Below are 24,167 nucleotides of genomic sequence, written 5' to 3' on the forward strand. Positions count from 1 at the left end.
CCCTTAAATAATTTTCATTGTGTTATTTACAGAAGCAATCAACTCAAAAATCGAGCTAATTCGTTAACACCTGATTCCTTAAGTACCTCGAAATGATCAATGTTAAGATTGATGTTTTCTGGGGGATGTTTTAGGTATGGTGTTGCTTCTTCGATAAAAGAAACGGCATCATCACGTGCATTAAACACCGTAATTGGCGCCTTGATGATTCGTTCTTGCAGTTCTGCTGCTGAATATTTCTGTCCGTAGGTTTGAATAACTATCCTGGTAATTCGAGCAATTAACATAGGGTCCAGATTTGGGTAGTGCTTATGAACAACAGAGACAAAGCTTTGCTCATCGATAATGTTAGCCAGGCATTTATTCAAAGCTGAACTGTGAGAAGTGCCCGCAAATACAGAGAATAATAGTGATATCAACTCGCTGTTCTGGTAAGTAGACCCGTTTTCTGTTCCCGTGGAATTAACGTGATATTTTATCTTCGAGAGCCCTGGCGCGATTAGAACCACCTTTTCGACACGTTCTCCCGCTCGTTCTAATTGATAAGCCGCTTCGAAAGCCAATACAGAGCCAAAAGAATATCCCCATAGCGTATATGGGCCAGTGGGTTGTAATTTTTTGATTTCTGTTATGTCTTGAGTCACCATTTCGGCTATGGTGGAGTATGGAACCTCTCCTTCATTAATTCCGTAAGCCTGGATGCCATAAAATGATCGATCAGTACATATCTGTGTAGCCAGCAGGTGTAAATTCATTGGGTATCCACCCAATCCTGGCCAGCAAAAGACAGGTAATCCAGTATCTTTTTCCTGTAAACAGGCCAATCGTGAAGATAATCTGGTTGCTTCACCTTCAACGATTTTTGCCAATTGTTTAACTGTTGCAGCCTCAAATAGAGTATGGAGAGGTAGCGATAAAGCAAATTCTTCATTTAAACGTTGTATCAGATGGACGGCTATCAGAGAATTTCCGCCTAAAGCAAAGAAGTCATCTTCGGTAGATATGCGTTCTCGCGTTAGTACTTCTTCCCATATCTTTACAATCTGTGTTTCTGTCGAGGTGCTTGGGAGTACCTGTGGACTGTGTGATACTGTGCTGACTAGTACTTGCAATGTGTCGAAATCGATTTTTCCACTGGAAGTTAGCGGCATGGTATCCAGGAACAAAAATCTGTCAGGTAACATATAGTCCGGTAATGTTTTGCTGAGTTCACTCCGCAGAATTGAAGTAATGTCATACTTTGCTTGCTGGCGTATTGTTTCATCGGCTAATTCAATACAGGCGGTTAATTGTATCGAACGGTGTTGAGGGTCTTTTTCCGCCAAAATTGCAGCGTGTTTCACTTGATCGATAACTTCCATTGCATTTTTTATTTCTTCTAATTCGACCCGCATCCCTCTCACTTTAATTTGATTATCTTTCCGGCCAGCAAAGTGGGCATTACCCTCTTTATCCCAATAAGCCAGATCTCCGGTTCTATAAAGCCGGATTTTTTGCGTATTTTGTGGTATTGCAATTTCAAGAAAGTGCTTTTCTGTGAGATCCTGACGATTCAGATATCCTCTTGCGACTTGAGTACCTGCAATATAAATCTCTCCAATTTCATATTCTGAGGCGAGCTGATAGTGGTGATCGAGAATAAAAAATTCCGTATTGGATACCGGCTTACCAATAGGGACTGAATTAACTTCGTCAGATATTGGGCAGTGATTAACAAGGAAAACTGAAGCATTAATTGTACATTCCGCCGGGCCATACATATTAATCAGTAGACAGTTTGGTAGTATATGGATACATTGAGTGGCGAGTTTTCTTGATAAGCTCTCTGCTCCGATGAATATTTGCTGAAGGGCATGGCATTCCCGGAATTTGTGATTATCGATCAGTGCTTGTAATAGCGTGGGAACACACTGTAACGTGGTCACATTGTGGCGAATAATCAGGTCAATGAGTTGGGGAATATTCCTGTGTGTTCCAGATGAGCTAATAACAACCCGACTACCACAACTGACTGATAATATTTCCCATTGAGCTGCATCAAAGCTGATGGGCGTTTTCTGAATAATTGTTTTTTCAATGTTTAAATCGCATTTTTCATTTAACCAACACATTTGGTTAACGATACTGCGGTGCTCAATCATTACACCTTTCGGTTTCCCTGTACTTCCAGAGGTATAAATGACATAAGCCAAGCTATCCGGGCTAAGGTAGTCATAGAGGATGTTGCTGGTAATGGCACTGGATTCTAATGATTTCTCTACGTCTTCAAGAGTCACGATATGGATATTTTCTGCAACCAACCTGACTAATTTTTCCTTTAATTTTTCTTGGGTAAATATCATTTTCAGATTGCTATCGTGGATCATGTAACGAAGTCGTTCCTCTGGATAATCATGAGACAATGGCAGATACGCACCACCGGCAAAAAGAGTTCCCCAAACTCCGATCATCTGCTCAATCGACGGTTCAACAAATATACCGACGCAATCACCCGCTAAACATCCCAGGTTTTGCAGATAGCAGGCCAGATGTACACTGCCAATTGCCATTTCCAAATAACTGAGTCGCTCTTCACCGTGAATGATTGCTGTAGCCCAGGGAGTTGATCTGACGTGTGAAAAGAGTAATCCCGGTAGGCACTCTTTTCGTTGAAAACTCGCTGGTAACTTAATGTTATTTAACGTTGTCCAATTTTCATTTGCCGGTTGAGCGCTGGAGATATCATATTTTCGATACTGTCCTGTTTTTAATATATTGCGCCATTTGATTATTGGGAGAGTTGATTGCATCTTATTTTATACCTTTATTTAAGGAGAGAAGCCAAAAGGAGAGCGTATCGGCTTCTTCTTTAACTATCTGATATTTCTGTGGAATAAAATTAAAATATTCCAACTTAGAAAAATCATTTCCTGGTCTTATAAATCCTTCCTTTAAGAAGGGGCTATTCAATATTATTAACTATCATGTTTGTTCTTTTTCCACTCTGACGTTTATTTATTAAATACTTGGGATAAATTATCTTTATCGACTTGATGATTCTTGTATTTAGCAAACCTGAGTTATCTATTTTTTTATTAATAAATATGTAGATATAAGATAATTTCTCCTAACGCCTATACTACTTGCTACCATAGACCAGTGAACAGTAGGATGATGTTCAAAACACTTATGACCAATCTGTCAGCAATGGGGGAAATATGGATAGTTTAGGGTCATTGAACGTGTTCGTTCGGGCTGCTGATGCCCGTAGCTTCACAGTTGCAGGTCAACAACTTGGCATCTCTTCGTCGGCGGTTAGTAAGGCTATTGTTCGGTTAGAAGAGCGTCTGGGAATACGCCTTTTCCATCGATCTACGCGAACCGTCACATTAACGCCTGAAGGGACACTATTCTTTGAACGGTGCAAGCGAATTCTTGATGAGGTTGAGGCTGCTGAAACTGAACTGTCTCAGATGCAGAAAATGCCAAGTGGAAAGTTAAAGATTAGCCTACCGTCAGTGGGTATGCTGTTTATGCCGAAATTTGCTGCTTTTAATCGCCTTTATCCAGAGATTAAACTTGATATAAGTTGCTCCGATCGAATAGTGGATGTTATTGAAGAGGGATTTGATGCTGTACTCCGAACCGGTGATCCACGTGATTCCAGATTAATGTCTAGGATGCTAGGTTCTTACCGTCAGGTTATTGTCGGCTCTCCTGCCTATTTTGCGGCCGCAGGTTTTCCAGAAGAACCCGAAGATCTTGTTAGCCATCAGTGCTTATTATATCGTTTTCCAACAAATGGGAAATTAAACGTATGGCCTTTGAATCGTGATGGTAAAAAAATTGAGCTTAACTTACCGTGCAATATGGTGACGGATAGTTTAGAACCGCAAGTCTGTTTTGCCGAGCATGGTCTTGGGATAGCTTGTGTGCCGAATATCGCCGTTTACCGACAGTTGAAAGAAGGCTCTTTGGTCACTGTTTTGGATAAATATAACGAAAGTTCCACAATTTTTCGTATACTTTGGCCATCAAGCCGTCATTTATCCCCTAAGGTCAGAGTATTTGTAGATTTTATGGCGGAGAACCTCTTACCTTTTTAAATAAGTTCTGCAAAGTGGTCTAGTATTATAGATACGTAAAGTGAAAATTTACTTTATGGGATTGGCGCATATATCGTGCGCTCCAATAACGTTATAGAAGAAAAAGATAGAAGAGAAAGTTGTATTAAAACGCAGTAAGCCATTTTAAACAACATAAAGGAGAGTATCTAACATGTTAGTACGCAAGTCGTTGTTGGCCCTGTTTGCAACTGCTTCCCTAACTGCCGCAGGTGTTGCTTATGCAGGTCCGCCCGTAACAGTGACATTTAAGCATCTTGGTGTTTCTGGTAGCGCGGATGCTGTTTATACCATCATTACTAATAATGAATCCGGTACATACGTGAATGCAACACCTAAACCTAGTTCAAGCGTAGGGCCAGGAGAAGTTAATAGTTATCAGGTTCAAAGCCCAATTTCACCTGACGCAAACTACGCGATGGTGCGATATAAGATAGGTTTTAAAACCTGCGAATTTATGACTACTTTTGTGAACACATATGTTAATGGCGTTAAAATTCCGAAATGGAATAAAGGAGCAACGTCCGGTAGTGGGGCTGTTTGTAATGCAACCATCACCTATACTAATTATCTTACCTACGCATGGTCAGTTGAATTTACTATGAAGTAGTGAACAGTGATTTTTAATGGCCGATCGGATTTCAATGCGAAACAGAGTTCCCCCGTTATCTATTGTATCGGCCATATAATCGCAGATATTACTTTGCTTTGAAGTGAACATCTCATGACTAATTCTGCTTAGTGAATTGATGTTCAGTTAAGTATATGCATAGTAGGATCTCGCTCTACTGCTATGACTCTGTAAATTTTTGATTATCTGTCCGTTATATTTTTATCTTGCATTTTCTGTTGATTATATAATTACTAACCACTACTATTAGGAGGGTTTTTTCTTTACTGTATATTTAGTGTAAATAACACAATATATGAGTTATGTTAGCACTAGATTAAAAATAAAAAAACATACGGTAATTTAATTTGTTATTATAAATTAGTGTTGAATGTTTATTTTTTTTAGTTTTGATTTTCTTTGGTATTTTATTGACGTACTATTGGTTCTACACTATTTTTAAAGTTAGAAAGTGTTTTAATTTTTTATAATTTTATGGATTATGATGGTTGAATATGGATGTTCAGTAAATTAGTTGAGTTCTCCGGTTTAATATAAATTTCCATATTTATAACTTGGTGTGAATTTAATCTTATAAGGAATAATATATTATGATTGATCAAAACAATTCTAATGATATAGTTGCCCCTAATATATCGATTTCTGATGTAACTATATCCTCTATTCAAATTGCTCCAGAAATAGCTAGAAACAATGTTCATGTTGTCATTGTTGATGATAAAGGTACTTCACGGGATTTTCTTCTGGATAACTCTGCTGGTGGTTATCAAGGGAATGGTAGTTTAATAACTTTGATTCTTGCACATCTTAATTCAAAAAAAGTCACTATTAGAACTACCGGATATGAATATAATAACCATGGATATATCAATGGCGTATTAATTAAGGGAACAGGAGGTAATTCAGGTAGTTCAGGAGGTAATTCAGGAGGTAATTCAGGAGGTAATTCAGGAGGTGGAACGGGAGGCAGAACCGGGGGATGATAAGGACGGTAAAAATTAGGAATGATAGGAATGAGAATTCTTATAGAAAATATTATTCACTATTATTTACGTTAAAGGTATTAAAAGCTTATCCCATTATGTTATTTTATTTTCCATTTTAAATTTGGGTAGTGTTTAAGATTTTTGCAAAATAACGTCTATTGGGGTAAATAGTGAATTGGAATTAATTATAAATAGAAACCCTGACGTTCAGTCTTCAGGGTTTTTACTTTTTAACAATTGAACATACCCTAAATTTTAGGAACAGTGTTTTAATATTTATGATCGGTTTTTTTAGTGTTTTTTACCTGCTTGTTGACAGTGAAAATGATCTTGTTGATTGAATAAAGAATACTGTATATTATAGTTATGATTTGTATGAAAATATTTTTGTTTTTTAATTATATTAATCAGTTTATTTATCGTGGATTATAAAATCGAATGGATTTTATTGTCATTTAATAAAGTTATTATCCGAAATCACTTATGCTGGTATATGTGGTAATTGTTCTTCATTTCTAGTGAATAAAACGGGACTAGCCAATAGTTATCTTGAAAATCCTTATTTGGTTTTTTGATCTATTATAGTGTTAGTGAATTCAAATAGTATAAGAGTTAAATGGTCAATAAAATATTGACCATTAGGGAATACTATCAGTAAGGTTATTAAGAAATCGATTATTGCTTATGACCTAAGAAGTACTTTAATTCAGGGAGATTGCCATTTTCTCTGAATCTGGCAGGCGTGGTATTAAAGTGCTTTTTGAAGATCCGGGTAAATGTTGCCTGAGAACTGAAACCATACTGTAAGGCGATATCAAGGATTGGTAGGTTTTCTTCACGCAGAGATCTTGCTGCTTCGTGTAAACGCCGCTTACGAACATATTCACCCAAGGTATAGCCTTTCACTTCTTTAAACACTCTTTGTAGATGCCACTTTGAATAACCGCTTCTGTCAGCAATGGTCGCTATTTTTATACCTTCGTTACGTTGGAGCTGAGTTTCGAGCCATCTGACAATATCATTCACTACACTTTCTGACATTTTCACCTCCCACTGATAGTGGGCTAGTTGCTAAAATATTAGATTTCGTTAGTTATTTCTATAAGGATAATAACTATAGTTATTAATGAGTGTATTTTAAAATAAATCCGGGATATCTATAGGCAAAAAATGCTATTTATAATTGATAATTATTATCATTTATGCAAATTTCCTTTGTTTTAATAATAAGTAGCATCAAATGATCTTCACTAATTTATTCAAAACAGTATCATCGTTCGTCATTTAATTTAATGGAGGTTGTAATGCAATCGGACTTGGCTTTTTTAACTAAAAAGTTGGCATTTTTTGTTCTTTATGCTCTGATTTTAGCCATGATCATAGGCTTACTCTTTATTGATGTTATCTATTTGCAGAATGCAGTGAAGGAGAACTCATTAACTGAAATTGCTCAGGAAAGTATACTGTTTGTTATTTCTGCTGTATTTCTGCTGGAAGCGAAAAAGAATAGTCAATTACGTCCTGCATTAGTTTTGATATCAGGTTTTTTTGCTTGTTTATTGATAAGAGAGCTGGATGCTATATTTGATGAAATATTTCATGGTGCCTGGGCGTGGATTGCTATTCCGTTAGCGCTAATTTGTATTTTTTACTCTGCTTATAAAGGTAGGGATACGTTGGCTGGGCTTGTTCATTTTACGCGCCATCAAAGTTACAGCATGATGGTTGCAGGTATTTTGTGTGTACTCGTTTTTTCCCGTTTGTTTGGTATGGGAGAATTATGGAAAGGTTTGATGCTTGAACATTTTGATCGAACAGCAAAAAATATGGTTGAGGAAGGATGTGAACTTCTGGGTTATTGCTTGTGCTTGATTTCAACTTTCTGGTATCTGCCTGATGCAATAAAGTTTCGTAAGTAAAGAGTAAGACAGGCAATTGGCTGAAATAATTTGCCTGTCAAATTTACTGTTATTGCCTCAAATAAATCTGAGGCTGTTGAGTCTCAGGATGGCGGGTAATGCCAAGATCTGCTTGATACCATTTTCTCAGAGTGTGATCATTTAGTACTTCTTCTGGTGTACCCGCAGCGACTAACTTCCCTTTATGTAATAGAAAGATTTTATCTGCATAGAGAGCAGCAAGATTCAAATCATGTAGAACACAGCACATAGCCATAGGCTGTTTCCGTGTCAGTCGGTAAAGCAGGCGTAAAGTATGTTGCTGGTGGTAGAGATCCAAGGCCGATGTTGGTTCATCAAGAAACAAGCAACACTCTGTCGGTGTTGGATGCCAAAGTTGGGCAAGGACACGAGCGAGTTGTACTCTTTGCTGCTCACCACCAGAGAGTTGCCGGTAGTCACGGTGACGTAATTCCTGGCAATCCGTTTGTTCAATAACGGTATCAATTGCTGTCTGTTTATGATGAATACCATGAGGAGAGCGCCCCATAGCGATCACTTCTTCCACACTGAAAGGGAAGGAGAGTGAGCTATGTTGACGCATGACGGCACGAGTGCGCGCTAATTGTTCCGCAGGCCATTGCTCAATGGGTATTCCATGTAAATAACATTGCCCATGTTCAGGTTTTATATATCCCGTTAATAGTCGCAATAATGTGGATTTCCCAGCGCCATTTGGCCCAATGATGGCGACAATCTCGCCTTTATTTACCGAGAGCGAAACATTATCAATAATTTTCTGGTTGCCAATTGAATAGCTTAAATTCTGTGCTTGCAGAGAAATATTATTTTTTATGGCATCCATTATGTGCGGCTCCCCGGCCCTGGTTGTTTGAGTATCAACCATAGAAAATATGGGCCGCCGATTAAACCAGTAATTAGGCCAACGGGTATTTCTGCTGGTGAGACTAATGTTCTTGCCAGTGTATCTGCGGTAAGCAGAAGAGAAGCTCCGCCTAAAGCAGCACCGGGAAGTAGCCAATTATGATCACCACCAAATCTCATTCTGATCAAATGTGGGACAACTAGTCCAACAAATCCAATAACACCACTTAATGCAACAGCACTGCCAATAAGCAGGGCGCTGAGTAGTAATAACTGGAATTTAGTGCGTTGGACATTTATACCAAGATAGTGGGCCTCTTCATCTCCTAATTGCAGCAGATTCAGTTTACGGGCCTGACTGAATGTTAGGATAATAGCGGGAATAATTAAAGAAGCTGTAATTGCCAACGTCGGCCACTCTATCTGGCTGAGTGAACCCATCATCCATAAAGAGAATTGTCGTAGCTGTTGATCGTCACTGATATAGCTCAGGACACCAATAGCAGACATACAAAGGGCATTGATAGCAATCCCGGCGAGTAATAAGCGGGCCAGATTTCCGTAATTATATTTATTGAGTGAAAAAATCAGTAATGAAATTAACAGGCTGCCAATAAAAGCGGCGATAATATGTCCATACACAGCGATGACAGATGGCAGGCTAACTGGCAGAACAATTGCCATTGCAACCATCAATGCGGCTCCACTGCTAATACCTAGTAGGCCAGGATCAGCGAGTGGATTGCGAAATAACCCTTGCATTACAGCCCCGGAAGTCGCTAAAGCACAGCCAACCAGTATGGCTAATAGCACCCTTGGTAATCTGATATTCAGCCAGATTTGCCACTGGGGATCACTAATGGAAGATTCCCATAATGTCTTGAAAGATAATGATAATGCGCCAATATTGGCAGAACCAATAGCCAACCCGGACAGTAACAAACAAAGAAACGCCAAGCCCAAACCCGGAGACTTCATACGGCTCATTGAGTCTTCTCCGCCGCCTGTCTGAGTTGTTTCATCACTGAGGGGGTTTCGAGGCCAAAACCGAGTAGCCCCATATCATCTACAATTAAAACCCGTTGTTTTTGACCGGCAGGGGTGTGTTTCAATCCGGGTAATTGCCAGATTTTATCCAAACCGCCCATTGATTTAATACCATCTTCCGTCACTAATAACAGATCTGGTGCGCTGGCAATAACACCTTCCTGGGAAAGTGGGCGGTAATTGTTGAAACCTTGCATGGCATTAGTGGCACCAACAGCGCGAATCATTTTGTCCGCTGCGGTTTTTTGGCCGGCAGCCATTGGCATGATACCTCCGTGACTCATCACAAACAGAATACGAGTCGGCAAGGTAGTTGTTGGTATTTCTGCCAGTGCTTTTTGATATTGTTGAATCAGTTGTGCACCGCGTTCAGTCTGATTGACCGCCTTAGCGACGGTCTTAATTTTTTCAGGAACGGCTTCTAACGCTGCTTTTCCGGTTATCTGAATCACTTCTACACCAGAATCCTGGAGCTGCTTAAGTGCCAGTGAAGGTTTTGCCAACTCACTGGTTAGCACCAGTGTCGGATTCATAGAGAGAATGCCTTCAGGGTTAAGCATTCTCATATAGCCGACATCGGGTAAGGCAAGCAATTCGGTTGGTTTCTGGCTGGTGCTGTCTCTGGCGACAACTTTTTCACCTTCACCAAGTGCAAAAACAATTTCAGATACATCGCCACCGATAGTGACGATCCGTTCAGTGGAAAAAGCACTGAACGATACCGTAAGGACAAATGTCAGAAGCCATTGTTTCATGCTACACGCTCTTCCTGTATTGATTGCAGTTTTGGCAGAGCAGCCACTTGCTCACGCCACTGAGTTTGTTCAGGAGTGCCTTCTGTACGCTGACCAAACAGTTGAGCAATCTGATTGCCATTAGCATCAAATAACTCCAGGCTGGTGACAAAACCATCCTCTGTTGGTTTACGGGTTACCCAGCTTTCAGCAATAGCACTCTCTATTAAATGTAGTGTGAAATTGCGGTTAAAGATATTAATCCATTTCTGATCTGAGTTTTCTTCCTGATGTGGCATCAGACGTTCCAGCTTTCCGGTGAAAATTTGTACGCAACCATGATTACTGACGAAGATCATGATCTCATTCTGATCGTTATAAGCGGCGTTGATAAGTTCATTCAGTGCAGAATTTCCCACCTTGTAAGCCAGATCATCCTGTACCGCATTGAAAACTTGTTGACGGCTCAGATTATGGTTTTTAAGTAACGTGAAGAATTGATGAACGTTAGTCATTGCTCGCCATTCTTTATCAAGCTGTGCTTTCAATTCATTTGTTAGAGTTGAATAGGTGATTTCTTCTATAGGTTTGATGACCAGTGTGGGGTTGTCTTCTGCCTGATATTTTTCTATCAGTGCTTCCCAGGCTGTTATATCAGTATTACCTGTTGCATAAACTTTATGCAATGCGTCACCCTGATGATCAAAAAATTGAATGCTGTGGCGCACACCATTTTTTGCGGGTTCAACCAGATAAAATATACTACTCCAATGTCCAAAGAATATCCTCAAGTCGAGTTCACGAGGGTTCAGGACCAGCCCAGCGTGGCTGCTGAAATGGGTATTTTCATACCGGCCAATTTGTTCATGAACAGCAAAATCATTGCGGGTGATCGCCTTAATTTCACCAACAACAGCTAACTCTTCCAGTAAAGTTGGGGCGTCAACATTAAGGCGTTTGGCATCGATACCAACACGGCTATGTAATAATTCACCTTCACTGACATTCAGATAGGCTGCCAGATCACGGGCATATTTGGCTTTGTTATCGGATTTGGCTTGTAGATAACGTTCATAAAGTGAATAATTCACAATTTAACTCCTTGAAATACATGTATTTAATTACCACTGGTAACTGACTAACAGTTTGGCATTGCGGCCATCCTGCGGTGTTCCCTGTGGTGAGTAGTATTCTTTATCAAAAGCATTGCCTAAAACTGCTGTAGTAGTCACACCTTTGAGCATTCCTTCACCTTGATAGCTGACATAGAAATCATTAACGCCATAGCCTGCCTGTTGTTTAGGATCTCTACCTCTAGCATCTTTACCTTTGAAGTCAGTATGCTTGGTGAATTGACCTACCCAGCCGACAGAGAAACCGGTTTGTGCAATAGGGATTTCCAGTATGCTGGTGATAGTATCTGGGCTGAGGTTATCAAGAGATCCACCGCTTTTTTCATCTTTACCTTCTGTGCGGTTGTAAGCCAGTTCCCAAGAGAACAGATTGGATTCATAGTTTATGGAAGCATCCCATCCCCAAATCTTGGCGCTAGATATATTAACAGATGTTGTGTTCCTTCCTCGGTTGACTACATCTGACTTAATATAATCTTTGGCTTTAGTATCAAAGTAACTCGCTTTAAATTTCAGCTCGTCGTTATCTGCTAGTAGATCATTGAAACGTAATCCAAAACCAGATTCCCACGTTTCGTTGCTTTCTGGACGGAGATTTGGATTAGGGGTCCAGAAGTTTCCAGGATAGTGCATAGAATCACTGTACATTTCCCCCATCGTCGGTGCACGGAAAGCTTGAGAATAAGAGGTAAACAGCATCGACCAGTCAGTTGGTGTAATACTAATAGCTCCTTTGGAAGACCATTTATCAGCGCTGACGTCCTTATATTTAGAATTCGTTCCTTTATAGTTGTCATAGCGAGTACCGACGACAATAGAGACTGGCAGGTCGCGCAGCGTTATCTCATCTTGCAACCAACCGGAATAAAAGCGTATATCAGCATCAGGGAAGCTATCAGTGTTACCTTTTGGGGTCTGTCTCTGTTTGTAAGTTTCACCACCGTAAGTAAATTGATGTGCCAGAGGGCTGTCTGTCCACAGGCGGGAGCGGTTTTCCAATTTTACGCCATAGGTTTTCTGTTTACGGCCTTCGAAACCCTTCTCTTTAGTACGGGCATCAATAGTGATATCGGAATAATAAAGGTCAGTTTTGGCATTTAACCAATCATATTCTGCTGGATTTAATTGGTAGCTGAGTTGGGCGTCACGTTGAGTTGTCGTGCGATCAGTCCATGATTTAGGTTTATTATTTTTACTAGTAAGAGATTGCGGATTTTTAGGCTGATTAGCCTCATTACGGTAATAGCGTAATTGGCTGCTTAAGGACTGGTTGTCATCAATTTTCCAACTGCCTTTTGCCATCAGGTTACTGATAAATTCGTCATTATCGGCAACCACACCACCACCGTGACGGATGTTACCTGAATCACGGGTACTGAAGGCAAATACACCATCCAGGGATTCTGATTTCGCGAACGTTGCACCACCAAAGCCCATACTATGGTCACCCGTTGCACCGCGGGCAAAAACGCGGAATCCGTGATCTTGACCAGCTTGCAGAAGATTTGCGGCATCGACAGTTTGATAAGCGATCACACCGCCTAAGGCACCACTGCCGTAGAGTAGGGCGGAAGGGCCGCGTACAACTTCGACTTGTTTAATGAGTGCTGGGTCCAGGAACGTGCCATTGATATGACCGGTATCGGTACCTTGGCGAATACCGTCAATCAACGTCAAAACACCTTTTGGACCATAACCACGCAGACTAACATCTTGCCCATTAGCACGGTTTGTACCGGCTATATTAATACCGGGTATTTTTTTGATGAGGTCGTTAGCATTACCGGCTGTCTGACTTTGTGGTGACTTACTCTTTATCACAGTTACCATCATGGGAGCGTCGAAACTATCCCTTTCATTACCTGTTGCATAAACAGTTATCACCTCGCGGGATGATTTATCACTGTCGGCATCGAGCGATTTTGTTGCCGCATAAGCAGCCGGAATACTACTGATAATTGCCAAGCTTAATGCTGATAGTTTGAGTGTTGATCTTGCAGATTGAGACATCAGGCGAATCTCCATAATAATATTTTATGAGTTATGGATATAGCTGGCTGCCCCGATACGCGATCCGGGTGGCTGGCTGAGTTATTATTTTATTTAGTTAGTATCAGCTTACCGGCTTTAGTTTGGCGCAATTGGTAGAATTCTCCTTGGTGACGAATTCTGGTAATTCCTAGCTCACCTAATAGTTGTTTACTGTCAATGTAGCCAATTTCTACAATTTCAGCAGGATAGGTGTTGCATTGTTTTTCAAGTGTAATACAAGAATGTTGGTGACATATTTTAGTCATAAAACCACTTTGCGAATACTAACTATTATCATAGTGAGAATTATTATCGTTATATAAAGAGGTGACTTCAAGCAATATTTTTGGTGGTCAGGAGCAACATATTAATGAAATTTAATTAATGTGTTGTCAGTTAGCCTCTTATGAATGAAAAAGGCTAACTCGGAATAAGGATTTAGAAACGGTAACTTACTGCTTCGGCGAGAATGTCAATAAGCTGTTCTGTATCTTGCCAGTTTAGACAAGGATCTGTGATCGATTGACCGTAATTTAGCGGTTGCCCCTGAATGACTTGCTGGGTGCCTTCAACCAGAAAACTTTCAACCATCACACCGACAATAGCGGTAGAACCCTCTTGAATCTGGTGGCCCACCTCTTTTGCTATAGTCAGTTGGCGTTTATGAATTTTTTGACAATTACCATGACTGAAATCGATAACTAAATGTTCTGGTAAATTAAATTCACGTAGTTGAGTACAAGCTGTAGCAATATCTTTAGCACTGTAATTAGGTTGTTTGCCTCCACGCATAATAATGTGGCCGTATGGGTTGCCTTCGGTTTGATAGATGGTCATCTGGCCGTGCTTATCTGGCGAGAGAAATGTGTGACAGGCACTGGCTGCACGGATTGCATCTATGGCGATACGGATGTTGCCATCCGTTCCATTTTTAAAGCCAACTGGACAGGAGAGGGCGGATGCCATTTCTCGGTGAATCTGGCTTTCTGTTGTTCTGGCTCCGATCGCGCCCCAACTGATCAGATCGGCAATATATTGGCCGGTCACCATATCCAGAAACTCGGTTGCCGTAGGTAAACCCAACTCATTGACGTCAACCAATAATTTCCGGGCCAAAGTAATGCCCCGATTTACCTGGCAAGAACCGTCGAGATAGGGATCTGAAATTAAACCTTTCCAGCCCACCACTGTGCGTGGTTTCTCAAAATAGGTGCGCATAATAATTTCCAGTCTGTGCTGGTATTTTTCACGCAATCTGTTCAGTCGCTGAGCATAATCTAAAGCGGCATCAATATCATGAATAGAGCAAGGACCGATGATTACCATAAGCCGTGGATCGTTCCCGCAAAGAATATCGGCAATACGTTTCCGTGACGCTGTCACATTGTTGACGATTTTTTCGGATACGGGAAATTGAATTGCAAGAGTTTGAGGTGTTACCAAACTGTCGACACGGTGAGTCCTTAAACCATCTGTTTTGTACATATATTTTCTCGAAGTTCGTTTCACATTAGCAGGCATATCTATAGGTAATTGAAATTACAATAAACGAAAACGACTAAGTTAAACAAATGATATAATTAATCATATGATAAATTTTTTTCCATTATTCCTATTGATATATTTTTAAAACATTCGGCGGTTTAGCTTCATCATATCGATTATTTTGGTTGAGATTTCTTCAACAGAATAATTGGTGGTGTTAAGATAATTAATCTTATTCTTACGGAATAAAGCTTCAACTTCGGAAATTTCTATTCTACATTGCCTCAATGATGCATAACGGCTATTTTCTCGACGTTCTTCCCTAATCGCTGCCAGCCGTTCAGGGCTTATAGTTAAACCGAATAACTTATGTTGAAATTGTTTTAATGTCGCAGGTAATTGTAAATTGTCCATATCATCCGCAGTAAAAGGATAATTTGCAGCCTGAATACCAAATTGCATGGCTAAATAGAGGCTAGTGGGTGTTTTCCCACAGCGGGATACGCCCAATAGGATAACCTGTGCCTGGTCAAGATTACGTAAAGAGATACCATCATCATGTGCCAGGGCATAATCAATAGCAGCTATACGTGCATCGTACTGGCTGAGATTCTTCTCAGTCAGGCCGTGAGTGCGATTAAGTTCGGGTTTGGGTTCCAACCCGGTTTCTTGCTGTAATGGCGCTACCAGTGTTTGTACAATGTCCTGACAAAATCCTTCGCTGCTGGTAATAATATTTTTCACTCCAGAAGAGATAATAGAATAGAAAACTAAAGGTCTTATACGCGTATCCTGATATATCTGATTTATTTGTTGCTTTATTTCTTCTGCGCGGGTTTCACTGGCAACAAAAGGAAGAGTATAAGAAGTTATTTTGATGGGAAATTGTGATAAGACAGCATGGCCCAATACTTCTGCGGTAATTGCCGTGCCATCTGAAATAAAAAAGACAGTGCGTTCAACACTTTCAACACTATTACGACCATTACGTTTCGCTGATGTTTCTAATCTGAATTTTGCCATGATATTTATAGTGACCTTTTATCTTTCCAATCGTTTAGTTAAATGAAACCGAGTTTCGATTTTCTGCAAAGTATACCTAAGAAAAAAATAATGTGTTGGGTTGATCGATTCACCTTTCTATGTGTGCGAAAACATTGTGTTAGTCTATTTATGACTGCGCTATGCAGTGCCAATTTTCCGATTTGTATACCCTATGGATTTCAAGATGCATCGCGACGGTAAGGGAGCGAATCCCCGGGAGCATAGATAACGATGTGACTGGGGTGAGTGAGTGCAGCCAACAAAGAGGCAACTTGAAAGATAACGGGTATCTCTCACGAATGCTAAAAGGATTGTTTTAATGCCCAATAATGACCTCACTCCGCGTAATGTGCTTTGGTATAACCAATTAGGTATGCATGATATTGACCGGGTTGGTGGTAAAAACGCCTCCCTGGGAGAAATGATCACTCACCTGTCAGAGTTGGGGGTTTCTGTCCCGAATGGTTTCGCCACGACAGCACAGGCATTTAATGATTTCTTGGAACAAAGTGGTGTCAATCAGCGTATTTATGACTTGCTGGATGAAACGGATGTTGATGATGTCAATCAACTGGCTAAAGCCGGTGCACAAATTCGCCAATGGGTGATTGATACACCATTTACGCCACAACTAGAAAAAGATATTCAGGATGCTTATCAACAGTTGTCTGAAGGAGAGCCTGAAGCCTCTTTTGCTGTACGTTCTTCGGCAACGGCTGAGGATATGCCTGACGCCTCTTTTGCCGGGCAGCAGGAAACCTTTCTAAACGTGCAAGGCATTGATACTGTGATGGTTGCCATCAAACATGTGTTTGCTTCATTGTTTAATGATCGCGCTATTTCCTATCGTGTCCATCAGGGATATGACCATCGGGGGGTTGCATTATCAGCGGGTGTACAACGTATGGTGCGTTCTGATCTCGCCTCTTCCGGTGTGATGTTCACTATTGATACTGAATCAGGGTTTGATCAGGTTGTTTTTATTACCTCTGCTTACGGATTGGGTGAGATGGTTGTTCAGGGCGCTGTGAATCCGGATGAGTTCTATGTTCATAAATCAACCCTGAATAAGGGTAAACCAGCAATTGTGCGACGTAATCTGGGTTCTAAAAAACTGCATATGATCTATGCTGACAATAAAGAACATGGCAAGCAGGTACGCATCGAAGATGTACCAGCATCACAACGCAATCGTTTCTCTTTAGCTGATGAAGAAGTTGAGGCATTGGCGCGTCAGGCGTTACTAATTGAAAAACATTATGGCCGACCAATGGATATTGAATGGGCTAAAGATGGTCATAACGGCAAGTTATACATTGTTCAGGCGCGTCCTGAGACTGTCCGCTCAAATCAGCAGGTTATGGAACGTTACCAACTGAATGAACAAGGTCAGGTATTGGTGGAAGGACGTGCCATAGGCCATCGTATTGGTGCAGGTCGAGTAAAAGTTATTCACAACTTGAATGAAATGGATCGCATCCAACCGGGTGATGTTCTGGTTACTGATATGACCGATCCGGATTGGGAGCCTATTATGAAAAAAGCTGCTGCGATTGTGACTAACCGCGGTGGCCGGACCTGTCATGCAGCGATTATTGCCCGTGAATTGGGCATTCCCGCAGTTGTTGGATGTGGTGATGCAACGGAACGTTTGAAAGAGAATCAGTCGGTGACAGTGTCCTGTGCGGAAGGTGATACGGGTTTTGTTTATCAAAATCAACTGAATTTTACTGTACAAAGTTCTCAAGTCGATCAGTTACCAGAGCTTGATGTAAAAATTATGCTAAACGTCGGCAATCCAGATCGTGCATTTGATTTTGCCCGTTTGCCGAATGATGGTGTAGGTCTTGCTCGTTTGGAATTTATTATCAATCGGATGATTGGTGTACATCCCCGAGCATTACTGGAGTTTGATCAGCAAACTCCTGAGTTGCAGCAAGAGATAAAATCGCTGATGGCAGGTTATGACAACCCGGTTGAGTTCTATGTTGGGCGCTTGACGGAGGGGATTGCCACTCTGGCGGCTGCATTCTGGCCGAAACGGGTTATTGTCCGTTTGTCTGATTTTAAATCCAATGAATATGCCAATCTGGTTGGTGGTGACATTTATGAACCTGATGAAGAGAACCCTATGCTAGGTTTCCGTGGTGCAGGGCGTTATGTTTCTGACAGTTTCCGTCGCTGTTTTGCATTGGAGTGCGAAGCCGTTAAACGTGTACGTAATGATATGGAGTTGACCAACGTTGAAATTATGATCCCGTTCGTTCGTACGGTAGCGCAGGCTGAAGCAGTGATTGCTGAATTGGCATCCCAAGGGTTGAAGCGCGGTGAAAACGGATTGAAAGTCATTATGATGTGCGAGATTCCGTCCAACGCAATTCTGGCAGAACAGTTCCTTGAACATTTTGATGGCTTCTCTATTGGTTCTAATGATATGACTCAACTGACTCTTGGTTTGGATCGGGATTCTGGGGTGGTATCTGAACTATTTGATGAACGTAATGATGCGGTCAAAGCGCTGCTCTCATTGGCTATTCAAGCGGCTAAGCGTCAAAACAAGTATGTGGGAATTTGTGGTCAGGGGCCTTCAGACCATCAGGATTTTGCTCATTGGTTGATGGAAGAAGGGATTGATAGCCTGTCATTAAATCCAGATACCGTTGTAAAAACTTGGTTAGGATTAGCGAAAGTGAGTTAATTGAGAATAATACTCAATTGAAACTAAAGGCCCGTCAAAATAATGGCGGGTTTTTTAACAACTAGAGTCGTTAATTATCGTTCTAAGGGAAAGTATAAAAATAGCAAAAAAAAAGCCTATCATGGGCGTGATAGGCAAGGACTACACACAGCAATATAGGTGTTTCTAACAAGTAGAACCATCAAAAGGAGAAATAAACGTCTCGTTCATAGCCCACTTATATTAATTTAGTTAAATAGTTTATTCATTAAGAATTGTCCTAATTTACGTATTATTTACGGCTATAATGAGCCAAATTTAACGATTTTTTAACAATTACTTTACAATAATGATATTTAATAAATCAGCACCTCAGAAGAATGATAAGTTTTATTGAGATTATGATTTAGCGAAAGAGCTAACTCTCTTTCGCTATATAAGTCAGAATTAATTATCATACAAATTTATTCTGAAAATTTCTGTTCCAGATATTTTTCAGTTTCGGCTAAATCATTTTTAGGTTCTGGGACTTCATTCATCCATGCGATTAATAAACGATAAGCAACTGCTAATACAACGGGGCCGATAAATAAGCCAATCATGCCAAATGAGAGTATTCCACCAATAACGCCTATTAATATTAGCACCATAGGTAAATCTGCGCCCAGACGGATTAAAAATGGGCGAAGAAACCCATCCATTGTCGTTACGATACCGCTCCAGACCAGTAGCACGGTTCCCCAGGTTGTATCACCTGTCCAATAAAGCCAGGCAACAGCGGGAACTAAAATCAGTAATGGGCCGAGTTGAGCGACACAACAGACAAACATGAGTACTGTCAGTAATGTAGCATAAGGAATGCCTGAAACAGCCAAGCCAAGACCACCGATAATGGCTTGAACCAATGCGGTAACCACCACTCCAAGCGCTACGGCACGGATGGATTGTGCTGCTAACAGGATGGCGGCATCTCCGCGTTTATTTGCCAAGCGAATGGCAAAATGGCGAATGCTCATCGTCACCTGTTCTCCTTTTAGATATAAGAGCACGCTGAATAGCACCATCAAACCGAGATGGAATACGAAACGCCCGGCATTTGCTGCTTGAGTAAAGAACCAGGTTGCTGCTTCTCCAACATAAGGCTGGACTTTAGCTATCAGAACATTTCCACCATCAGTAATGAGTGAGTTCCAACCGCTGTATAGTTTATCGCCAACCAGAGGGATGTTATTCAGCCAGGTCATTGTCGGTATCTGAAAATGAGAGGGGGATTTAGCCCATTGGATTAATGGCGCGCTGTTTTCCAATAAACTACTAACCAGTAATGCGATAGGGATCACAAATAATAGGATTAACAGTAGCGTCATGATGGAGACAGCAATCCAGCGCTTACCCCACAAACTGTTCTGTAGTTTTTCTAATAATGGCCAGGTGGCGATGACAACCATGCCTGCCCAGACAAAACCAAAGATAAAAGGTTTTATCACCCAAAAACTGGTAACGATTAACAATGATAGGAAAATTAAAGTAAATAATAGTTTGGGGAGGTCGTAATGCGGTTGAGATTTGTCCATAAGTTAATTTCTCTCAGGGATTTAGTGGCGCTAAAGATAATGAATAAATAGGATGTTATCTACAGGTTACTCAAAATAGGTGAATATTATGATAAGGTAAACGCTTGCCTTCTCAGACAAATCAGTTAACGGTGGTAAATGGTTACGGCTGATTAAGGCATTGATTCAAAGATAGTATAAATAAAGCAATGTGGACACTCATTTTAAAAGGGTCAAAACGATAATGATCCCACGCATATCACAAGCACCGCACGTCAGTGAGGTCGCACAGAAGTTCTTGGATACATTAAAGGAACAAGGATTTACCGGAGATGTTGCCAGTAGTTATGCCGATCGTCTGACAATGGCGACAGATAACAGTATCTATCAACTCTTACCACAGGCTGTCGTTTTCCCTCGATCCAGTGCCGATGTGGTTTTACTGGCTCGTGTCGCAGGTGAAAAAGAATATCAGAATTTGACATTTACTCCACGCGGTGGCGGTACAGGCACAAACGGCCAGGCGCTTAATGACGGCATTGTGGTGGATATGTCCCGTTATATGAATCGCATTCTTGAGATTAACCCGGAGCAAGGTTGGGTCAGAGTTGAAGCGGGTGTGATTAAAGACCAACTGAATCAATATTTGCGTCCATATGGTTATTTCTTTTCACCGGAGCTTTCAACCAGTAACCGTGCAACATTGGGCGGTATGATTAATACTGACGCATCCGGTCAGGGCTCATTAGTCTATGGTAAAACTTCTGATCATGTTCTTAGCCTACGGGCAGTTCTATTAGGGGGGGAATTACTTGACACCCGCGCTATGGATATAGTCCAGGCGGAATCGATTGCGCAAGAGGATTCTGTTACCGGTCGCATTTATAACACGGTGCTTAGTCGTTGCCGTGAACAACGTGAACTTATCGTTGAAAAATTCCCCAAACTTAATCGCTTTCTGACCGGTTATGATTTGCGCCATGTTTTCAGTGACGATATGCGGAAATTTGACTTAGGTCGTATCTTAACCGGTTCAGAAGGAACGCTAGTTTTTATTACCGAAGCGGTTTTGGATATTACTCCGCTGCCAAAAGTTAGGCGATTGGTGAATGTGAAATATGATTCATTTGATTCTGCACTGCGTAATGCCCTTTTTATGGTGGAGGCAAAGGCATTATCGGTTGAAACCGTGGATTCCAAGGTGCTGAATTTGGCGCGTGAGGATATCGTCTGGCATTCAGTTAAGGAATTGATCACTGATGTTCCGAACAAAGATATGCAGGGGTTGAATATTGTTGAATTCAGTGGCGATGATCAACCTTTGATAGACCGGCAAGTAGAAACACTTTGTCAGCGCCTTGATGAACTGATGGATAGCAAGCAAGCTGGGGTTATTGGTTATCAAATTTGCCGAGAGTTAGCTGATATTGAGCGTATTTATGCCATGCGCAAGAAAGCGGTTGGCTTGTTGGGTAACAGTAAAGGTGCGGCGAAACCCATTCCTTTTGTGGAAGATACGTGTGTGCCGCCACAGCATCTTGCTGATTATATTGCGGAATTCCGGCAACTATTGGATAGCCATCATCTCAATTATGGTATGTTTGGTCATGTGGATGCGGGGGTGCTGCATGTTCGGCCAGCGTTGGATATGTGTGATCCTCAGCAGGAAATACTGATGAAACAGATTTCTGATGCAATTGTCAGTCTTACGGCACGTTATGGTGGTTTGCTGTGGGGAGAGCATGGTAAAGGATTTCGTGCTGAATACAGCCCGGCATTTTTCGGTAGCATCTTGTATGAAGAATTACGCCGGATTAAGGCTGCTTTTGACCCGGATAATCGCTTGAATCCGGGTAAAATTTGTCCGCCGATGGGGATTGATGCTCCTATGATGAAGGTCGATGCTGTTAAGCGAGGAACTTATGACCGGATAATTCCGGTAAATGTCAAGAATACATTCCGTGGCGCTATGGAGTGTAATGGGAATGGGCTCTGTTTTAATTTCGATGCCAAAAGCCCGATGTGTCCATCAATGAAAGTGAGTCAGCAACGTATCCATTCGCCGAAAGGACGCGCAACACTGGTGCGTGAATGGCTGCGCCTTTTGACGGAACAGGGGGTGGAGCCGACGCTACTGAAACAAGGATTAGAGCAAAAACGACCAAGTTTGCGTGGGTTGATTGAGAAGACTCGCAATAGCTGGCAGGCATGGCGTGGTGAGTATGACTTTTCTCACGAAGTGAAAGAGGCAATGTCGGGTTGTCTGGCATGCAAAGCTTGCTCAACACAGTGCCCGATTAAAATTGATGTTCCGTCATTTCGTGCGCGTTTTCTTGAGTTATATCATGGCCGCTATTTTCGCCCTTTACGTGATCATATCGTGGCGAGTGCGGAAAGCAGTACGCCATTAATGGCTAAGGTCCCTCGGGTCTTTAATTTCTTCCTGAAACAATCGTGGATGCAAGAATTGAGTTGCCGGACTATCGGCATGGTGGATTTACCCTTGTTATCCAGCCCGACGCTGCACCAACAACTGGCGGGTCATTATGCACTTTCGACCACACTGGAACAGCTTGAAAAAATGGAACAAGTTCATCGTAACGAACACGTGTTGATCGTTCAGGACCCGTTCACGAGTTATTACGATGCAAAAGTTGTGGCTGATTTTGCCTATTTGGTAGAAAAATTGGGATATAAACCCGTATTGCTGCCATTTTCTCCAAACGGTAAAGCACAACATATCAAAGGCTTCTTATCCCGTTTTGCTAAAACGGCCAAAAAGACGTCAGATTTTCTGAACCGGGTTGCTGAGTTGGGTATTCCTATGGTCGGTATCGATCCAGCGCTGGTACTGTGCTACCGGGACGAATATAAAGAAATTTTGGGAGAACAGCGTGGGAAGTTTGAGGTTCAGCTTGTTCATGAATGGTTGATTAATACCTTACCAGAGAAAAGTGGCCATGAAGAAAGATCCGGTGATAAATGGTATCTATTTGGACATTGTACCGAAGTGACTATGCTACCGGGCAGTAGTCAACAGTGGGAAAAAATTTTCCATCGGTTGGGTAGCAAGCTGGATAATATCAGTGTAGGCTGCTGTGGCATGGCCGGAACCTATGGTCATGAAAACAAAAACATAGAACACTCTATTGGTATCTATAAGTTATCCTGGCAACCTGCCTTACAGAAATTCCCATTGGAGCGCTGTCTAAGTTCCGGTTATTCCTGCCGCAGTCAGGTTAAGAGGATAGAAGGGCAAGTACTTAAGCATCCGTTGCAAGCTTTATTGGAGATAATCCCATGATTTGGAAACGTGATATTGGACTGGATAGCCTGAATCAAGTAAATAGCCAATGTATGATGGGCCATCTGGGCATAAAAATCACGCATATCGGTGATGACTATATTGAAGGCACAATGCCGGTTGATTATCGCACGCGTCAGCCATTTGGTTTATTGCATGGCGGGGCATCTGTTGTGCTGGCAGAATCACTCGGTTCTTTAGCTGGGTATCTCTGTTCCGAAGGTGAGAAAAAAGTTGTTGGGCTGGAAATCAATGCTAATCATATTCGCTCGGTTCGTGGTGGTGAAGTGAAAGGCGTATGTAAACCTATTCATATTGGCCGCAATCACCAGGTGTGGAGAATTGATATTTTTGATGAGCGGCAACATTTGTGCTGTACCTCTCGGTTAACCACATCAGTTTTGCCTGGATAAAATATAAAACAAAAGTAGAAGTAGGTTATTATGTGAAATAACCTACTATTTAAGTGAAAAAGTTATTTTTTAAGATAATTTACTTGAGTTGCGATAACCTTTAAGAAGTATATATATTTATAGAGCTTATCGATATTTTTATAATATTATGGGTTATTTGAGTTGATTGTATATGTTCTATAAGTTTAAATGTCTAATGGAATAGAAGTGGTGAATGATATTAAAAGAATTAATATTGGGATA

At 41.2% G+C, this 24,167-nt stretch carries 18 protein-coding genes; 7 read left to right on the forward strand and 11 right to left on the reverse strand.

What is annotated here, in order from left to right; all coding sequences use genetic code 11:
• Nucleotides 1–38 precede the first annotated feature (38 nt).
• Nucleotides 39–2,789, reverse strand: coding sequence for an amino acid adenylation domain-containing protein (locus AACQ83_RS00315; RefSeq protein WP_112875743.1), 2,751 nt, complete (start codon nt 2,787–2,789; stop codon nt 39–41).
• A gap of 408 nt (nt 2,790–3,197) precedes the next feature.
• Here AACQ83_RS00315 and AACQ83_RS00320 point away from each other — a divergent pair, with 408 nt between their 5' ends.
• From AACQ83_RS00320 to AACQ83_RS00330, 3 genes are all read left to right on the forward strand, one after another.
• The gene (locus tag AACQ83_RS00320) at nt 3,198–4,085 is read left to right on the forward strand and encodes a LysR family transcriptional regulator (protein WP_112875744.1); all 888 of its coding nucleotides are present in this window, start codon (nt 3,198–3,200) and stop codon (nt 4,083–4,085) included.
• Nucleotides 4,086–4,257: 172 nt separating this feature from the next.
• On the forward strand, nt 4,258–4,713 hold the full coding sequence (locus AACQ83_RS00325; protein WP_112875745.1) for a hypothetical protein: 456 nt from the start codon (nt 4,258–4,260) through the stop codon (nt 4,711–4,713).
• A 611-nt stretch (nt 4,714–5,324) separates the two neighbouring features.
• Nucleotides 5,325–5,717 (forward strand): hypothetical protein, encoded by a 393-nt coding sequence (locus AACQ83_RS00330; RefSeq protein ID WP_112875746.1) that lies wholly within the window; start codon nt 5,325–5,327, stop codon nt 5,715–5,717.
• Nucleotides 5,718–6,395: 678 nt separating this feature from the next.
• On the opposite strand, the gene AACQ83_RS00335 is transcribed toward AACQ83_RS00330, so the two are convergent.
• Nucleotides 6,396–6,761 (reverse strand): helix-turn-helix domain-containing protein, encoded by a 366-nt coding sequence (locus AACQ83_RS00335; RefSeq protein WP_112875747.1) that lies wholly within the window; start codon nt 6,759–6,761, stop codon nt 6,396–6,398.
• Nucleotides 6,762–7,024: 263 nt separating this feature from the next.
• Between AACQ83_RS00335 and AACQ83_RS00340 the strand changes: the two genes are divergently transcribed.
• Entirely contained in the window at nt 7,025–7,639 is a 615-nt protein-coding gene (locus AACQ83_RS00340) for a hypothetical protein (RefSeq protein ID WP_112875748.1), read from the forward strand.
• Between the two features lie 49 nt (nt 7,640–7,688).
• Here the strand turns inward: AACQ83_RS00340 and AACQ83_RS00345 are convergent, their stop codons facing one another.
• The 8 genes from AACQ83_RS00345 to ppsR form a co-directional block, all read right to left on the reverse strand.
• Nucleotides 7,689–8,483 (reverse strand): heme ABC transporter ATP-binding protein, encoded by a 795-nt coding sequence (locus AACQ83_RS00345; protein WP_112875749.1) that lies wholly within the window; start codon nt 8,481–8,483, stop codon nt 7,689–7,691.
• Nucleotides 8,483–9,490: a FecCD family ABC transporter permease gene (locus AACQ83_RS00350; protein WP_112875750.1), complete on the reverse strand. Its 1,008-nt coding sequence runs from the start codon at nt 9,488–9,490 to the stop codon at nt 8,483–8,485. The genes AACQ83_RS00345 and AACQ83_RS00350 overlap by 1 nt, the downstream gene beginning before the upstream one ends.
• A complete protein-coding gene (locus AACQ83_RS00355) occupies nt 9,487–10,305 on the reverse strand; it encodes a heme/hemin ABC transporter substrate-binding protein (RefSeq protein ID WP_112875751.1) in 819 nt (272 codons plus the stop codon). Before AACQ83_RS00355 ends, AACQ83_RS00350 begins: the two co-directional genes overlap by 4 nt.
• Nucleotides 10,302–11,375 carry a hemin-degrading factor gene (locus AACQ83_RS00360; protein WP_112875752.1) on the reverse strand — a complete coding sequence of 358 codons (1,074 nt, stop codon included), beginning with the start codon at nt 11,373–11,375 and terminating at the stop codon, nt 10,302–10,304. The genes AACQ83_RS00355 and AACQ83_RS00360 overlap by 4 nt, the downstream gene beginning before the upstream one ends.
• A gap of 30 nt (nt 11,376–11,405) precedes the next feature.
• The gene (locus AACQ83_RS00365) at nt 11,406–13,427 is read right to left on the reverse strand and encodes a TonB-dependent hemoglobin/transferrin/lactoferrin family receptor (RefSeq protein WP_112875753.1); all 2,022 of its coding nucleotides are present in this window, start codon (nt 13,425–13,427) and stop codon (nt 11,406–11,408) included.
• An 89-nt stretch (nt 13,428–13,516) separates the two neighbouring features.
• Nucleotides 13,517–13,714, reverse strand: coding sequence for a hemin uptake protein HemP (gene hemP, locus AACQ83_RS00370; RefSeq protein WP_112875754.1), 198 nt, complete (start codon nt 13,712–13,714; stop codon nt 13,517–13,519).
• A 172-nt stretch (nt 13,715–13,886) separates the two neighbouring features.
• Nucleotides 13,887–14,933, reverse strand: a complete 1,047-nt coding sequence (locus AACQ83_RS00375) for a 3-deoxy-7-phosphoheptulonate synthase (RefSeq protein WP_112875755.1) — start codon at nt 14,931–14,933, stop codon at nt 13,887–13,889.
• A 141-nt stretch (nt 14,934–15,074) separates the two neighbouring features.
• Complete coding sequence (gene ppsR / locus AACQ83_RS00380) at nt 15,075–15,956, reverse strand: posphoenolpyruvate synthetase regulatory kinase/phosphorylase PpsR (RefSeq protein ID WP_112875756.1); 882 nt, start codon at nt 15,954–15,956, stop codon at nt 15,075–15,077.
• 340 nt (nt 15,957–16,296) lie between these two features.
• Between ppsR and ppsA the strand changes: the two genes are divergently transcribed.
• Nucleotides 16,297–18,675, forward strand: a complete 2,379-nt coding sequence (gene ppsA / locus AACQ83_RS00385; protein WP_112875757.1) for a phosphoenolpyruvate synthase — start codon at nt 16,297–16,299, stop codon at nt 18,673–18,675.
• 443 nt (nt 18,676–19,118) lie between these two features.
• On the opposite strand, the gene ydiK is transcribed toward ppsA, so the two are convergent.
• On the reverse strand, nt 19,119–20,228 hold the full coding sequence (gene ydiK / locus AACQ83_RS00395) for an AI-2E family transporter YdiK (RefSeq protein WP_112875758.1): 1,110 nt from the start codon (nt 20,226–20,228) through the stop codon (nt 19,119–19,121).
• Nucleotides 20,229–20,451: 223 nt separating this feature from the next.
• Between ydiK and ydiJ the strand changes: the two genes are divergently transcribed.
• Both ydiJ and AACQ83_RS00405 read left to right on the forward strand, forming a co-directional pair.
• Nucleotides 20,452–23,511, forward strand: a complete 3,060-nt coding sequence (gene ydiJ, locus AACQ83_RS00400) for a D-2-hydroxyglutarate dehydrogenase YdiJ (protein ID WP_112875759.1) — start codon at nt 20,452–20,454, stop codon at nt 23,509–23,511.
• Nucleotides 23,508–23,924 carry a hotdog fold thioesterase gene (locus AACQ83_RS00405; RefSeq protein ID WP_112875760.1) on the forward strand — a complete coding sequence of 139 codons (417 nt, stop codon included), beginning with the start codon at nt 23,508–23,510 and terminating at the stop codon, nt 23,922–23,924. Before ydiJ ends, AACQ83_RS00405 begins: the two co-directional genes overlap by 4 nt.
• Nucleotides 23,925–24,167 lie beyond the last annotated feature (243 nt).

The sequence above is a fragment of the Photorhabdus sp. S10-54 genome, assembly GCF_963878145.1.
GTDB lineage: Bacteria > Pseudomonadota > Gammaproteobacteria > Enterobacterales > Enterobacteriaceae > Photorhabdus > Photorhabdus kayaii.

Coding starts and splice junctions, on each gene's coding strand:
- AACQ83_RS00325 (WP_112875745.1), top strand. CDS start 4,258: ATGTTAGTACGCAAGTCGTTGTTGGCCCTGTTTGCAACTGCTTCCCTA.
- AACQ83_RS00335 (WP_112875747.1), bottom strand. CDS start 6,761: ATGTCAGAAAGTGTAGTGAATGATATTGTCAGATGGCTCGAAACTCAG.
- AACQ83_RS00345 (WP_112875749.1), bottom strand. CDS start 8,483: ATGGATGCCATAAAAAATAATATTTCTCTGCAAGCACAGAATTTAAGC.
- AACQ83_RS00350 (WP_112875750.1), bottom strand. CDS start 9,490: ATGAGCCGTATGAAGTCTCCGGGTTTGGGCTTGGCGTTTCTTTGTTTG.
- AACQ83_RS00315 (WP_112875743.1), bottom strand. CDS start 2,789: ATGCAATCAACTCTCCCAATAATCAAATGGCGCAATATATTAAAAACA.
- AACQ83_RS00365 (WP_112875753.1), bottom strand. CDS start 13,427: ATGTCTCAATCTGCAAGATCAACACTCAAACTATCAGCATTAAGCTTG.
- AACQ83_RS00320 (WP_112875744.1), top strand. CDS start 3,198: ATGGATAGTTTAGGGTCATTGAACGTGTTCGTTCGGGCTGCTGATGCC.
- AACQ83_RS00340 (WP_112875748.1), top strand. CDS start 7,025: ATGCAATCGGACTTGGCTTTTTTAACTAAAAAGTTGGCATTTTTTGTT.
- ydiK (WP_112875758.1), bottom strand. CDS start 20,228: ATGGACAAATCTCAACCGCATTACGACCTCCCCAAACTATTATTTACT.
- ppsA (WP_112875757.1), top strand. CDS start 16,297: ATGCCCAATAATGACCTCACTCCGCGTAATGTGCTTTGGTATAACCAA.
- AACQ83_RS00330 (WP_112875746.1), top strand. CDS start 5,325: ATGATTGATCAAAACAATTCTAATGATATAGTTGCCCCTAATATATCG.
- ydiJ (WP_112875759.1), top strand. CDS start 20,452: ATGATCCCACGCATATCACAAGCACCGCACGTCAGTGAGGTCGCACAG.
- AACQ83_RS00405 (WP_112875760.1), top strand. CDS start 23,508: ATGATTTGGAAACGTGATATTGGACTGGATAGCCTGAATCAAGTAAAT.
- AACQ83_RS00375 (WP_112875755.1), bottom strand. CDS start 14,933: ATGTACAAAACAGATGGTTTAAGGACTCACCGTGTCGACAGTTTGGTA.
- ppsR (WP_112875756.1), bottom strand. CDS start 15,956: ATGGCAAAATTCAGATTAGAAACATCAGCGAAACGTAATGGTCGTAAT.
- hemP (WP_112875754.1), bottom strand. CDS start 13,714: ATGACTAAAATATGTCACCAACATTCTTGTATTACACTTGAAAAACAA.
- AACQ83_RS00355 (WP_112875751.1), bottom strand. CDS start 10,305: ATGAAACAATGGCTTCTGACATTTGTCCTTACGGTATCGTTCAGTGCT.